Below are 14,844 nucleotides of genomic sequence, written 5' to 3' on the forward strand. Positions count from 1 at the left end.
TCTGATTTTTCTAAAAAATCAGTACATATTAATTTCTCTATATTTTTCTTTATTCCTTTAGGTCTAAAGTCATATTTTTACAAAATTAAAAAAAACTGTCCTTCCGTATAAATGTCTATACTTTAAGGACAGTCATTTTTAATTTTATTGGTAAAATCTGTATATGATATAACGTTTATTGAAGAGCTTGTGGATTTTCTGTACCCAAGAAATCTTCGTAAATGCGCTCCCATACCACTTTGAATCCCATTTTTTCATTGTCTGGAATCTCTTGGAAACGATCAATCGGCTCTTCCAAGTATGGCGTTAGTTTAATCAAGACTTCTGTTAGCATATTATCGTTAATGCCTCCCAGAATTTCCTTGATTTCATTTTTTGAAAGTGAGAATTCATTCTCTTCTTTTTCATGTAGATACATAACCAACTGGCTAAACACTGGATGAATCAACGACTCCAAACGGATATGATACAAAGCAAACATTTCATCATCACGAAGTTCGAATGTATCTACTACTTCTGGGAAAGGATCTACTGGTACGTCTAGGCTTGTTCCCTTATCAATTACTAGACCCCACTTAATAAACATATCTAACGCTTCCTGAGCTGTTGCTGGATACTCATAGTTAGAGCGTTTCAAAAAGTTACCGTATTTCTCCAATAGAGCCACGTAGTTTTCATAGTTTTCTTCGTCATTGAATTTATTTTTATCCAACGTATCGAAGGTACCATCCAACGCTTTCGTAGAAAAGATGGACTCTAACATTTCTTCTTTTGTGTTTAGCTTGCTCACCGCATAGCAAACGGCTTTAAACAATACGTTCATCTCATGAGAGAACACGGTGCTCCAGCCATGCATATCATATCCTTTCGGAATAATAATATCATCGCTACCTTTTGTGCGAAGATCTTGTATCGTTTGCATATTACACTCTCCTTATCCACAACTGCGTTTCACAGAGTACTTCCTAGTAATCCTAGAGTACATTAGGTTTATTATACACATAACAAGCGGCATATTTCCAATTTCCAAAGAAAAATCCCCAAGCATATAAAAATGCCTGGGGATTCTCGCTTACTTGTGGCGCGCCGCATCTAAACGTACGATAGCACGTTGTAGGGCATACTCAGCGCGTTGAACGTCAAGATCTGGAATCTTCTCATTGAGACGTTTTTCGGCACGTTGTTTTGCTAATTCCGCACGAGCTGAATCAATGTCGTCTGATTGCTCTGCAGCTTCTGCTAAAATCGTTACCGTTTGGCCGCGAACTTCCATGAAGCCGCCGCTAACTGCGATTATGGTCTCTTTGTCGCCTTCTTGCTTAATCCGAACAGGAGCAATTTTTAACGGAGTCACTAGCGGCGTATGGTTAGGGAGAATACCCAACTCACCCTCAACGCCTCGTGCAATTACCATTGTGGCTTCTCCGCTATAGACAACCCGTTCAGGAGTAACGATCTCTATTATCATTTTGCTCATTACCGTCTCCCCTTTCAGGGTTGTCTTACTTCATGTTCTTTGCTTTTTCAACTGCTTCATCAATCGTACCTACGAATAGGAAAGCTGATTCTGGCAGATCATCATGTTTACCATCAAGAATTTCTTTAAAGCTACGTACAGTCTCTTTAACCGGTACATATTTACCAGGGAATCCAGTAAATTGTTCAGCAACGTGGAAAGGCTGGGACAAGAAACGTTGTACACGACGTGCGCGTGATACAGTTTGTTTGTCCTCATCGCTCAACTCATCCATCCCTAGGATAGCAATGATATCTTGCAATTCCTTATAACGTTGTAGGATTGTCTGTACGCCACGAGCTACCTCATAGTGTTCTTGACCTACAATGTCAGGTGCAAGAGCACGAGAAGTAGAAGCTAGTGGATCAACCGCAGGGTAGATACCCAACTCGGAAATACCACGATCCAGGTTAGTTGTTGCATCCAAGTGAGCAAACGTTGTAGCAGGTGCTGGGTCAGTATAGTCATCCGCTGGTACGTAGATCGCCTGAATAGAAGTAACAGAACCTTTTTTCGTGGAAGTGATACGCTCTTGCAAGCTACCCATTTCAGAAGCAAGTGTTGGTTGGTAACCTACCGCAGATGGCATACGTCCAAGTAGAGCGGATACCTCAGAACCAGCTTGCGTGAAACGGAAGATGTTATCGATGAACAGAAGTACGTCACGACCTTCTTCATCACGGAAGAACTCTGCCATTGTAAGACCAGTCAGTGCGATACGTAGACGTGCACCTGGTGGTTCGTTCATTTGTCCAAATACCATCGCTGTTTTAGCGATAACACCGGAATCTCTCATCTCATGGTAAAGGTCATTACCTTCACGAGTACGCTCACCAACACCAGCGAATACAGAGATACCGCCGTGCTCTTGCGCGATGTTGTTGATTAATTCCTGAATTAGTACGGTTTTACCTACACCCGCACCACCAAACAGACCAATTTTACCACCTTTTACGTATGGTGCTAGTAAGTCAACAACCTTAATACCTGTTTCTAGGATTTCAGTAGAAGTTGCTTGGTCTTCATAAGCAGGTGCTGCACGGTGAATTGGATCACGACGAGGAACCTCGTTCATTTCCACTTGGTCAATTGGTTCGCCTAATACGTTAAATACGCGACCCAATGTAACTTCACCTACAGGTACAGAAATAGGTGCACCTGTGTCAATTGCTTCGATGCCACGGATTAAACCGTCTGTAGAAGACATCGCAACTGTACGAACTAAGTTATCTCCCAGATGAAGCGCAACTTCACATACTAGATCAATGTCGCGTTCTCCGGAGCTTTGTGCTTTATAAGAAATGTTGATCGCATTATAGATAGCAGGCAAATGACCATGGTCGAACTCAATGTCAACAACCGGTCCCATTACCTGAACTACGTGCCCTTTCGCCATCTTAAATCTTCCCTCCTAAAAGCTAATTGGAAGCCTTTATAACTGTCTTTGTTATACTTGTGAGTTTGCACCCGCAACAATCTCGGAGATTTCCTGCGTGATGGCTGCCTGACGAGCACGGTTATAGAAGAGTGTTAAACGATCGATAATATCAGATGCATTATCAGTCGCATTACCCATCGATGTCATACGTGCTCCGTGCTCTGAAGCTTTCGCATCCAATACAGCACTATAGATTAGCGTTTCTGCATATTTTGGCAAAAGCACTTCGAGAACCTCTTCTGCAGAAGGCTCATAATCATAGTTAACTGTAGAGGCCTGTGAATCAGATTCAATTGATTGAAGTGGCAACAGGCGTTTCACCTGTGGAATTTGCGAGATAGCAGATTCAAATTCGTTATAGCAGAGATAGAGTTCGTCGATCTTTTCGTCCGCATATAATTTGACTGCTGTGTACGCAATTTGCTTAATGTCAGCAAAACTAGGGTTTTCCGGCATTCCAACTACCTCTTCAATGACAGGATAGTCACGTTTCACAAAGAAATCACGGCCTTTGCGTCCGATAGCAAAGATCGCATACTCATCTTTAGATTTATGCTTTTCGTTAGCCGCCTGAAGAACCTTACGGATGATATTCCCGTTATATCCTCCTGCGAGTCCACGGTCAGAAGTAATAACGATATATCCTGTCTTCTTCACCGGACGGGTCTGAAGCATCGGATGTTTAAAGCTGGTGCTTCCTGATGCAATACTTGCTACTACATCCTGAACCTTTTGAGCATACGGGCGAGCCGCTTGCGCTTGGTCTTGGGCACGTCGAAGTTTTGCAGTAGACACCATCTTCATCGCTTTCGTGATCTGACGCGTGTTTTTAACGCTTTTTATACGTCGTTTTACTTCACGAATACCTTGAGCCACTCATTTTCACCACCTTGGGAAATGCATGCTGAATTCTCTTGAATCCAGCATGCACAAAATCTATCGATGCCGAAGATTAACGGCTTGAAGCAAAGCCTTTTGTAAACTCTTCGATCGCCGCTCCTAATTCCTTTTCATCCGGTAATTCGTTTGTTGTACGAATATGTTCGAACAACTGTGGTTTATTGGAGTCGATGAATGCAAGCAGTTCTTTTTCGAAACGACGAACGTCTTCCACAGCAATTTCGTCTAGGAAGCCTTTTGTCGCAGCGAAGATAGAGATAACTTGCTTTTCAACAGGCATTGGTTGGTATGAAGGTTGTTTTAGGATTTCAACAACGCGCTCACCACGAGTCAAACGAGCTTGTGTTGCTTTATCCAAATCGGAACCGAACTGCGCAAATGCAGCCAACTCACGATATTGTGCCAAGTCCAAACGAAGTGGACCAGCTACTTTTTTCATTGCTTTAATCTGTGCGGCACCACCTACGCGGGATACAGAGATACCTGCGTTAACCGCTGGACGTTGACCTGCGTTAAACAAATCAGTTTCCAAGAAGATCTGTCCATCTGTGATGGAGATAACGTTCGTTGGAATGTATGCAGATACGTCAGAACCTTGAGTCTCGATGAAAGGAAGTGCGGTTAGAGAACCAGCTCCTAGTTCATCAGATAGTTTTGCTGCACGCTCTAACAAGCGGGAATGCAAGTAGAATACGTCACCAGGATATGCCTCACGACCTGGAGGACGGCGAAGCAATAGGGACAACTCTCGATAAGCTGCCGCTTGTTTAGATAAGTCATCATAAATACATAGGACATGTCCGCCCTTGTACATGAAGTACTCACCCATTGTTACACCCGCATAAGGAGCTAGATACAGCAATGGAGCTGGATCAGAAGCTGTAGCGGAAACAACGATTGTATAATCAAGAGCACCATGCTTACGTAGTGTTTCAACTACGCCAGCAACTGTTGATTGCTTTTGACCAATGGCAACGTAGATACAAATCATTCCGTTACCCTTTTGATTGATGATGGTATCCAAAGCTACGGATGTTTTACCTGTTTGACGGTCACCGATGATCAACTCACGCTGACCACGACCGATAGGTACCATAGAGTCAATCGCTTTAATACCAGTTTGCAATGGCTCATGAACTGATTTACGTGCCATTACACCTGGAGCGTTGTTCTCGATAGGACGGAATTCCGTAGTCGCAATTGGACCTAAACCGTCAATTGGTTGACCAAGTGGGTTAACTACGCGACCTAATAGCGCTTCTCCTACTGGTACTTCCATTACACGGCCAGTACGTTTAACCGTGTCACCTTCTTTAATGTCACGGAAAGCTCCAAGGATAATTACCCCTACGTTATCGCTTTCCAAGTTGAGTACCATACCCATAACGCCGTTTTGGAACTCAAGAAGCTCACCGGCCATTGCTTTTTCCAAACCATGTACGCGCGCAATACCGTCACCAACAGTGATAACCGTACCTACGTCAGCGATTTCGATCTCAGCTTTATAATTAGCGATGCGCTCTTTGATGAGCGAGCTAATTTCTTCAGGTCTGATTGCACTCACTTACGATTCACCCCATTCAACCCAGCGTCTTATATTTGATGCGCAAAATGCTCTAATTTCGTTTTCAGGCTACCGTCATATAAACGATCGCCAATCTTTACAACGACTCCACCAATAATAGTAGGGTCTACTACGCTTTCGAAGCGTAGCTTTTTAGTCAGCATTTGACCAAATTGAGCAGCTAGCTCTTCTAATTCTTCCTGACTCAATGGTTTCGCTGTAGTAACAACAGCATCCGCATAGCCACGTTTATCGTTAGCCATTTCTACGTATGCTTTTGTTATTTCTTCGAATTCATTCTCACGTTTGTTATCTACTAATGCAAAAAGAAAGTTGATTACTTCCTGCGAAGCTTTTCCTTTGAAAAGCTCCTCTAGCAACTCTTTTTTAGAAGCAACGGCAATACGAGGATGTGTAAATAATTTTTGGAAGTCAGGTACCTGTTGTAATGCTTCAGCAATGTCTTTTAACTCACCTTCAATTTGATCAATGAGTCCACGCTCTTCTGCTATCTCAAACAGGGCACGTGCGTAACGTTTTGCTAATGCTCCACTCATAAGCGATCCCCTACTTGTTTCAGGAACTGATCAATCGTGGATTTTTGCGTAGCTTCGTCCAATTCTTTTTCAATAATTTTAGAAGCCAACAAAACAGATAGACTTGCCATTTGTGTACGTAGTTCTTCTTTAGCTTTCTCAGTCTCACGGGCAATTTCTGCACTTGCTTCCGCTTTTAGACGAGCCGCTGTTTCTTCTGCTTCTTTTTTAATACGCGCTTCTTCTTCTTGTGCTTGACGAGTTGCACGCTCAATTAGAGCTTTTGTTTCTTGACGAGCTTCATCTAACAAGCGGCGTTGTTCAGCTAGTAGTCCTTCCGCTTCTTTACGGTTACGTTCTGCTGCTTCAATTTCTGATGCAACGTATTGACGACGTTTTTCCATGATTTGTGTTATAGGGCCAACTGCATATTTCCTAACAACTAAAAGAAGTATCAGGAATGCGAGTACTTGAAAGAGCATCGTGCCCCCTTCAAGGGTTACCGCTCCAAACTCTAGCATGCTATTCACTCCTTCCTGGTTCAGAAGAGTATTTTAGTAAAAATAAACAAGCAATGATCTTTTACTGTTGCATAAACAAGGCGAAGGCCTAGCCTGCTAGCCTTCGCCCTGTAAAATTACATTTGGGAGTAAAGAATGAAACCAACCGCAACCGCGATGATAGGTACTGCTTCTACTAGACCTACCCCTAGAAGCATAAGACCCATTAAGCTACCACGAGCTTCTGGTTGACGTGCAACACCTTCAATTGTACGAGAGATAACTAGAGAGTTACCGATAGCTCCACCTAATGCAGCTAAACCAAAGATAATACCGATTGCTAAAGCCAAAGTATTCATTAAAATAATCCTCCTCAATTTCTGTTGATTAAAAATTAGTGACCATCATTCGTTTTCTGCGAAATATATATGATTGTAAGGGTCGTGAAGATATAAGCTTGAACTGCCCCTACGAAGACGGAATAACCAAGCCACGCTAATAACGGGATACTACCAATAAAGACGCCGGTGCTCATTAAGAAGGCAATCAAAACTTCCCCAGCAAAAATGTTACCAAATAGACGGAGTGGAAGTGTTAAAGGCTTAATGACCAGTTCTTCAAGGATATGGAGTGGGTTAAGAAAATGCTTCAGGTACGTACCTAACCCATGACGACGAATATCCACGTATTGAGAGTAAAGAAGGATAGTAAGCGCCAGAGAGAAGGTCACACTTGCAGCAGCCGTTGGAGATTTCCACCACGCTATGTGTATACCATGGCCACCTGGTTCAAGTGCATGTTCCACTTTTTCGATTTTCTTAGCCTGAGCCTCAGGAGTCCCAGAGATCGTTAACATCTCAACAACCTGTTCGCTAACCACCTTATTTTCAGCAGGGTCGTTGTGATGCAATGTGGTTACGTTAAGACCAAGCCCTAACCAGTTTCCTAGAATAATATAGAGAAAAACTGTCACAGCAAGTGTAATAAACCTTGCAGCCGTTTTTGCATCCATAACCGATCTCGCTAAGTTATTGATGAAATCAACAACCCACTCAAGAAGGTTTTGCCTTCCATCCGGAACACCTGTCGTTAATTGACGCGATAAAACAACCAGTAGGACAAAAACCAAAATAGCTGTCAACGTAATCATAAGCATGGTCGGAATATCGAATACGAGTCCACCGAGCTTAAATTTTAATGACCAATGATCCAAAATTTGTTCACCCCTTTCCCTCAAAAAATACTTCCTTAGTCAACCTTTTAAGAGCTTACTCTTTATTCTACCTCTTAATTTGTTGAAAAACAGTTAACAAATATTGAACTAATCATCTATTTTTAAGATTGTAATACACAAAAATAATCGAAAACACTTGAAATACTAGAAGTCCAATAATAACTCCTATAATTTGAAACAATTCTGGAAATCTTAGGGCTACAAAAACTGCTATAATTGTAACAGCAAACCTCTGCACCATTCCTATTCCCTTGGTTTTTCCTATATTACCAGTAATTTTCCATACCTTCAGATAGAGGAGAAGTCCATTGATAAGACTTGCAAAGCTTCCCAGCAATAATGACTGAAAAAACAATCTATAATCAGGTAGGAGAAACCATAAAACCCCGATAAGGGCAATAGACCATAAAACACAGCGGATAATATTACGTACGGCAGTATAGAATGTTTGCATGCTACATCTCCCTACAGATAAGGACGTATCATTCGGTATACGCTTACAATACCTACGCCCAACCCTAGAAATAGCCCGGTAATCATGAGCCAAGGAGCTGTATGTAACCATTCATCTAAATATTTTCCAAATAAGACTCCGGCTATGATACATATTGCTAGATCTGCTCCAATCATGCTTACTAATCCGATAGCTTTCCATGGGTTATTTACCTTTTTTGACAAGTTCGCTTCTCCCTTCAAACCAGAAATGGAAGAGCTTGGTTGACACCTTAACATATTAACGAAGATTTATCCGCATTGTCAACTTGTCGAACTGTAGGACACAAATCTTTCACAAATTTGTCTATATTATTTTGATTATTGTTGAAATTCCTTGACCTCCACCTATACATAAGGTAGCTAAACCATAGCGAGAATCGCTTCGTTTCAACATTTCATGGATCAGACTAACAAGAACACGAGCCCCGCTTGCCCCAATTGGATGACCAAGGGCAATCGCTCCTCCGTTCACATTTAACTTCTCTCGATCAAGACCTAGTTCTTTGCCAATTGCTATTGATTGTGCCGCAAAGGCCTCATTCGCTTCAATTAGGTCTATTTGATCTAAAGATAGACCAGCCTTTTTTAGAGCCTTTTCTGTAGCCGGTACTGGGCCAAGTCCCATTACCTGCGGATTAACTCCAGCGCTTGCATTGGCAACTATTGTAGCTAAAGGCTTAATCCCCAGCTCTTCTGCCTTTGCATAAGACATTAAAACTAGTGCTGCAGCCCCATCATTAATTCCAGAAGCATTTCCTGCCGTGACGCTCCCGTCCTTTTTAAAAGCAGGTCGAAGTTTAGCCAACACGTCCACTGTGGCACTTGCTCGAGGGAACTCGTCGTGCTCAAACAAAATTGCCTCTCCCTTTTTTTGTGGGATAGTCACAGGGACGATCTCACCCTGAAAGCGTCCTTCTTGAATAGCTTTGTTCGCCTTTTGTTGGCTCCAAGCTGCAAACTCATCTTGTTCTTCTCGGCTGATCTGGTAACGTTCGCAAAGATTTTCAGCTGTAATACCCATATGGTAGTCATTAAAAGCACACCAGAGCCCGTCGCGGATCATGGAGTCTACGACCTTTTGATCACCCATACGATATCCATCTCTGGCACCTTCTAATAGGTAAGAAGCCTGACTCATATTTTCCATTCCGCCAGCAACTACCACATCTGCTTCTCCAGAAACGATAGCTTGATAAGCTAGATGTACAGCTTTTAATCCTGACCCGCAAACTTTATTAATGGTCATTGATGGTTTCTCTTCCCCGATGCCTGCTAGCATAGCGGCCTGACGCGTTGGGTTTTGCCCAAGTCCCGCTTGTAGCACGTTCCCCATCACAACCTCGTCTACGTGCCGTTTATCAACACCGGCTTTGGCAAGTGCCGCTTCAATCACTACTGCTCCTAATCTGGTTGCGCTTACAGAAGATAACCTACCTTGAAAACTACCGATGGCAGTACGTACAGCACTGACAATGACTACATCGCTACCTTTCATCATATCCACTCCTTAAAAACATCAGATCGTAAGCTTTAGTTAGTTAATTTGACCACTTGTGAATCTTCAGTCTATTACTAACAATAATTAGTAACTAAGCTTTATATTACCATATTTTTAAGGAGACAGATATCCCTTTAATTATACTATTTATAAGTTTCCCATTATTACTATAGTAGAAATAAATAAAAAGTAAACAGGTAATTTTTAGAATTAGATTGCATCCTACAGTTTGATAAAAAAAGCCGCCTTTGCAGATAGCAAAAGACGGCTAAACCCTTGCTTTATCGTTGAATTAAACGGTATAAGGCTGCAACACAAACAGCGCGTGTGGTTGGGCTATCAGGTTTGAAATTTCCTTGAATTGGATCAATTAACCCTAAACCTACTATATTAGCAACAGGAGTTGATGCCCACGAAGGAATTTGCTTTTGATCCTTCAGCTGCACCTTAGGCGTAGCTGATTGCTGTAGAATCCGATCCAGAATGATGGCCGCTTCCGCTCGTGTAACAGGCTGATCTGGACGGAAGGTATTGTCCTTATATCCTTTCACCAATTCCATGGATACCGCTACTTGTACCGCACCCTGAGCATACGAAGGAACCTTATCCTTGAAGCTCAATTTAGGTTGAGTCGGTAGCTCCCAATTAAACACCCTAGCTAATAGCGAAACATATTGAGCACGTGTTAAAGCGACGTCTGGACCAAATTTATTAGCAGAAAGTCCTTTCACAAAATCCTGCTCAGCCATATATAGAATCTCTTTTTTATACGGATGATTGACAATATCGCTAAACTGTTGACCGTATGGCACCAACAATGTTGCATCGTCCATGTAGATGCTTCCTTTTTCTGGACGCGATTCAGTACCTTCAGGCAAATTAGCTAGATATATACTTTTCAGTTGCAAAGGATAAGCTGCATTTGATGGGAAATAGCCTCTAAGCTGTTTCCAACCGGTCCAGTCTATTTCCTTGGCAAGATCCACATAATGTGTTTTACCCTTGCTATCAATTACTTCAGCACGAAGCCAGTGATTACTGTTATCTCCATAGACCCATAATCCCATACCTATTGGTTGTCCAGGAATCGCTATAGGTGCGGCACCCATTTTTCCATAAGCAAAGCGGGTATTGGCAGATGATGCCCCACTGAAATCATATGTTAATTTAGCAGATTTACCAGAACCATGTACTTGTTCACTTTGGAGCAAGAAGTAACCTTTCGAAGTCAGAACCTCTGGATTGCCTGCAAATGAAATACCGGCAATATTATCAAAATTGATCCATTGCTGCTCAGTAGCCCCTACTGTAATTGGTACCGAAGTGGTTTTACCGTCGTAAGATACAGTCAAGGTAGCTTGTCCGGTTTGTTCTCCTGCAACCAATTGCATTTGTTCATTAATGTGTACAAGTTCATTGCTAACAGACGTTTTTACAGATAATGGTGTTGCTGTGACCAACTGTCCTTTTTTCGTTTTGATTTTTATATCAAGTGGCAATGTTTGGCCTGGCATTACTGTAAGCGGAGATGGTGAGACCATCACCTGCTCTACCTCAGCACCACTAACGACATGAATATTTTTCTTTGTTTGAATTCCATTTACACTAGCTGTAACAACAGAAGTGCCTGATTGACGTGCAATAAATGAGGTTCCTTCAAATGATCCAGAATCCCCTTCTACACCCCAAGAAATCTGATTGGCATCAATTTTATAAGGTAAATAGTGGTTATCGTATGCTTTGGTTCCAAACTGAATAGCTTGTCCAATTAGTGTTTCCGTAGGTCCCGTTAATTGGAAACCGGCTAAATCTCCAGCAGGTGCTGTATTAAATACACCCAATCCCGTTGGAACTCGACGCTCTACACCCTGCATAGGGCGATTAGCTAGTTTAGCTTCTGTCTCCCCCAGCATGCGGACTGCTAATGTTTGTGAACCACCACCATCAAAGTTAGCTGCCATATAAGAACCTGCTTCAACCATTATCTGGGCAAACTCTACCAGTGTTACCCCACGGCTGGCGCTACCTTGTTCCACACTTACAATGTATAGTGTCTTACCGTCCTTAGAGACTCCAACACCAGTTCGAGCTGTTTTACCCATAACTGCACTATCGGCGGAAATGCTAGCGACTTTCCCCTGATTGACTAGCAAAGCATGACCACCTACTGCCTGGACCCACTCTTTGGAATTGGGAGTAGTTTGTGAATTTACAGTCACTGAAGAGCCGACTGGAAACTCTTGTTGTAGAAGTTGGGCAGCAGTTCCGTGTCCCCATAAAACAAAGCCATCAGCAGGAATCGCTGCCCCAGGTTGATCCACACGGACCTCAGTAGCTATGCCATTTCGAAAAACTACCTCTACCACACCTTTATAGCCTTTAATTGTACCTAAGCTAGTCTTCCCAAAAGCAGGTGTATACATATTAAGCTGATTCTCATGGCTTTTTCCTGCTGTAGAAGAATATTCCTCCTTATTAATTCCACGCAGGTTCATATTTTTACCATTTTGAGAGGTGACGAGTCCCGTGAACCCAAATCGTTCAATGGACGCTATCTTATCAGCAGTAATCCCTAGGCTGTAGTAATACGGTAAATGCCCCATTGAGGAAATTGTTTCTCCATCTTTTACAACAATTCCGAATGGTGCGCCACGTAGAGACATATTGAAGAAGTCAGCATTGACACCAGCGATTGCTCCTGCTTCATTCGTCATTTTAGTGATAGATTGTTTTTCTGTTACATGCCCATTTGTTCCATAAATGGGCTTCACTTCTACGTATTCATTATTCAGATCCACTTTCGTTATGTAGATTTTGCTCTTTTGGTCACCATAAGCCTTTTCATAATGCGTTAAGGTTGTACCTTCCCCAATTGGCGTTTGCCAAACCATTGTTAACGGTCCCACTGTCGCAGCTTCTACTACATAGGCAGGTAGCACGACAGGAAAAATTGCCCCGTATGCCACAGTTGTAGCCAGCATTAACGCCAGAAACCGAGCTGGCTTCTTATTCATTTTGTTGAAACCCCTCTCCATTGGCTAAACTTTCTCTTTTTTCCTATCCATTACAATGTTTAGACGTAGCAAATCGCTCACAAGTTGCAGTTTTTTAGCGTTTTTTATTTACTGCAAAAGGAAAAGAGACGTTCCTGAAAAACGCCTCTTTTTTCTATGCTTTATTTAGATAATAACTTCTCTTGACTTGGTTGAAAAGAGATTGGGCGATCAGAAGTGTATCCGAAATGGTACAAGATTGCTTTCACAATTCTTTCTGACGCCTTTCCATCTCCATATGGATTAGCTGCCTGAGCCATTTGTTCATAAGCTACTGGATTGGTTAACAATTCATTCGCCATATCATATACCTGTTGCTCATCTGTGCCTGCCAATTTCAACGTACCAGCCACGATGCCTTCTGGACGTTCTGTGGTATCGCGCAAGACAAGTACTGGTACTCCAAGAGAAGGAGCTTCTTCTTGTACTCCACCCGAGTCAGTCAAAATTAAGTGAGCGTGACGAGCAAAATTGTGGAAATCAAACGCATCTAATGGATCCATTAGGTGAATACGATCATGATTACCCAAGAACTCCTGAGCCACTTCCTGCACCGCTGGGTTTAGATGCACAGGATAAACCACGGCAATCTCTTCATGCTCATCTACCAATTTGCGAACCGCCCGGAAGATACGGCGCATTGGGTCACCTAGATTTTCACGACGATGGGCTGTCATCAATACCATCTTTTTGCCTACTACCTTATCTAGCACAGGATGCTGATAGTCAGACTTCACGGTTGTCTGTAGTGCATCAATCGCTGTATTCCCTGTAACATAGATTGATTGCTCTTGCTTATTCTCACGACGTAAATTATCAGCCGAACCTTCTGTTGGTGCAAAATGAAGATCAGCCATAACTCCTGTCAATTGGCGATTCATCTCTTCCGGGAATGGAGAATACTTGTCCCACGTGCGAAGTCCAGCTTCAACATGTCCAATCGCTACCTGGTTATAAAAGGAAGCCAGACTTGCAACGAAGGTTGTAGAGGTGTCGCCATGTACGAGTACGATATCTGGTTGTGCTTCTTTGATCGCTTTATCTAAGCTTTCTAATGCGCGGGTTGTGATGTCGATCAAAGTTTGACGATCCTTCATAATATTTAAATCCATGTCAGGCGTGATCTGGAAAATCTCCAGAACTTGGTCCAACATTTGTCGATGTTGAGCTGTAACGCATACGATAGATTCAATTTGCTCGTTATGTTTTTTTAACTCATGAACAAGTGGAGCCATCTTAATCGCTTCCGGTCTTGTCCCGAATACCGTCATTACTTTTATCTTTTTCATCAAACAAGACACCCCCTATTTCGTTCCGTATAAACGGTCACCGGCATCTCCTAATCCAGGAATAATATAGCCGTGATCGTCCAGATATTCATCTACTTTCGCTACGAAGATATCTACGTCTGGATGTTCGTCTTGGATTACCTTAATTCCTTCTGGAGCAGCGATCAAACACATTAATTTGAGGTTCTTAGCACCGCGTTTTTTCAGAGCTTCAATAGCAGCCACAGCAGAACCGCCTGTTGCTAGCATAGGATCAATGACAATCAATTCGCGCTCAGCAACATCGGTTGGTAATTTTACATAGTATTCTACTGGTTGCAGCGTTTCGGGATCACGATACAGCCCTACATGTCCTACTTTTGCGGCAGGAATTAATTTCAGTACGCCATCAACCATACCTAATCCAGCACGCAAAATTGGTACTAGCCCTACTTTTTTACCTGCAATTACGTTGGATTTACAAGTTGCTACTGGTGTTTGGATTTCTACTTCTTCCAAAGGCATATCTCTGGTAATTTCATATGCCATGAGAGTTGCTACTTCATCTACTAACTCACGGAATTCTTTTGTTCCTGTATTTTTATCACGAATAAACGTCAACTTATGCTGAATCAAAGGATGGTCAAATACATATACACGGCTCATGCTAGTACCTCCGTTTCATTATTAGCAAACACATTATGTACACGAAGCCCATGGCTCCTTGAAATAAGCTTTTCTTATCATAAAGGAGCAAAGCTATAACGTCAATTTGCCTGAAAATATTGACTTATATCTTATATGAATGTCGTGCGTTTACTTCCCTTCGCTAGTTTTCCCCC

Annotated in this window: 15 protein-coding genes; all 15 read right to left on the bottom strand. The window is 42.3% G+C overall.

Translation table 11 applies throughout. The annotated features are described in order from the left end of the window. Positions 1 to 175: 175 nt before the first annotated feature. Entirely contained in the window at positions 176 to 922 is a 747-nt protein-coding gene (locus BrL25_RS08880) for a DUF6042 family protein (protein ID WP_018669745.1), read from the bottom strand. A gap of 150 nt (positions 923 to 1,072) precedes the next feature. After that, complete coding sequence (locus tag BrL25_RS08885; protein ID WP_018669744.1) at positions 1,073 to 1,477, bottom strand: F0F1 ATP synthase subunit epsilon; 405 nt, start codon at positions 1,475 to 1,477, stop codon at positions 1,073 to 1,075. Between the two features lie 25 nt (positions 1,478 to 1,502). Further along, positions 1,503 to 2,912 (bottom strand): F0F1 ATP synthase subunit beta, encoded by a 1,410-nt coding sequence (atpD, locus tag BrL25_RS08890; protein ID WP_018669743.1) that lies wholly within the window; start codon positions 2,910 to 2,912, stop codon positions 1,503 to 1,505. A gap of 51 nt (positions 2,913 to 2,963) precedes the next feature. Then, complete coding sequence (gene atpG, locus BrL25_RS08895) at positions 2,964 to 3,830, bottom strand: ATP synthase F1 subunit gamma (RefSeq protein ID WP_018669742.1); 867 nt, start codon at positions 3,828 to 3,830, stop codon at positions 2,964 to 2,966. 76 nt (positions 3,831 to 3,906) lie between these two features. Beyond that, positions 3,907 to 5,418, bottom strand: coding sequence for a F0F1 ATP synthase subunit alpha (atpA, locus tag BrL25_RS08900; RefSeq protein WP_018669741.1), 1,512 nt, complete (start codon positions 5,416 to 5,418; stop codon positions 3,907 to 3,909). Positions 5,419 to 5,447: 29 nt separating this feature from the next. After that, a complete protein-coding gene (locus BrL25_RS08905) occupies positions 5,448 to 5,975 on the bottom strand; it encodes a F0F1 ATP synthase subunit delta (RefSeq protein ID WP_018669740.1) in 528 nt (175 codons plus the stop codon). Further along, a complete protein-coding gene (atpF, locus tag BrL25_RS08910) occupies positions 5,972 to 6,475 on the bottom strand; it encodes a F0F1 ATP synthase subunit B (RefSeq protein ID WP_018669739.1) in 504 nt (167 codons plus the stop codon). The genes BrL25_RS08905 and atpF overlap by 4 nt, the downstream gene beginning before the upstream one ends. A gap of 116 nt (positions 6,476 to 6,591) precedes the next feature. After that, complete coding sequence (gene atpE, locus BrL25_RS08915; protein ID WP_003334246.1) at positions 6,592 to 6,813, bottom strand: F0F1 ATP synthase subunit C; 222 nt, start codon at positions 6,811 to 6,813, stop codon at positions 6,592 to 6,594. Positions 6,814 to 6,848: 35 nt separating this feature from the next. Beyond that, positions 6,849 to 7,691, bottom strand: coding sequence for a F0F1 ATP synthase subunit A (gene atpB / locus BrL25_RS08920; RefSeq protein ID WP_018669738.1), 843 nt, complete (start codon positions 7,689 to 7,691; stop codon positions 6,849 to 6,851). A gap of 88 nt (positions 7,692 to 7,779) precedes the next feature. Then, positions 7,780 to 8,142: an ATP synthase subunit I gene (locus tag BrL25_RS08925; RefSeq protein WP_018669737.1), complete on the bottom strand. Its 363-nt coding sequence runs from the start codon at positions 8,140 to 8,142 to the stop codon at positions 7,780 to 7,782. Positions 8,143 to 8,153: 11 nt separating this feature from the next. After that, positions 8,154 to 8,366 carry an AtpZ/AtpI family protein gene (locus tag BrL25_RS08930; protein WP_018669736.1) on the bottom strand — a complete coding sequence of 71 codons (213 nt, stop codon included), beginning with the start codon at positions 8,364 to 8,366 and terminating at the stop codon, positions 8,154 to 8,156. 121 nt (positions 8,367 to 8,487) lie between these two features. Then, complete coding sequence (locus tag BrL25_RS08935; protein WP_018669735.1) at positions 8,488 to 9,678, bottom strand: acetyl-CoA C-acetyltransferase; 1,191 nt, start codon at positions 9,676 to 9,678, stop codon at positions 8,488 to 8,490. A gap of 284 nt (positions 9,679 to 9,962) precedes the next feature. Next, positions 9,963 to 12,695 (bottom strand): phosphodiester glycosidase family protein, encoded by a 2,733-nt coding sequence (locus BrL25_RS08940; RefSeq protein WP_018669734.1) that lies wholly within the window; start codon positions 12,693 to 12,695, stop codon positions 9,963 to 9,965. A gap of 161 nt (positions 12,696 to 12,856) precedes the next feature. Then, the gene (gene wecB, locus BrL25_RS08945; RefSeq protein ID WP_018669733.1) at positions 12,857 to 14,023 is read right to left on the bottom strand and encodes a non-hydrolyzing UDP-N-acetylglucosamine 2-epimerase; all 1,167 of its coding nucleotides are present in this window, start codon (positions 14,021 to 14,023) and stop codon (positions 12,857 to 12,859) included. Between the two features lie 15 nt (positions 14,024 to 14,038). Further along, the gene (gene upp, locus BrL25_RS08950) at positions 14,039 to 14,668 is read right to left on the bottom strand and encodes a uracil phosphoribosyltransferase (protein ID WP_018669732.1); all 630 of its coding nucleotides are present in this window, start codon (positions 14,666 to 14,668) and stop codon (positions 14,039 to 14,041) included. Between the last annotated feature and the right edge of the window lie 176 nt (positions 14,669 to 14,844).

The sequence above is a fragment of the Brevibacillus laterosporus DSM 25 genome, assembly GCF_002706795.1.
GTDB classification, from domain to species: domain Bacteria; phylum Bacillota; class Bacilli; order Brevibacillales; family Brevibacillaceae; genus Brevibacillus_B; species Brevibacillus_B laterosporus.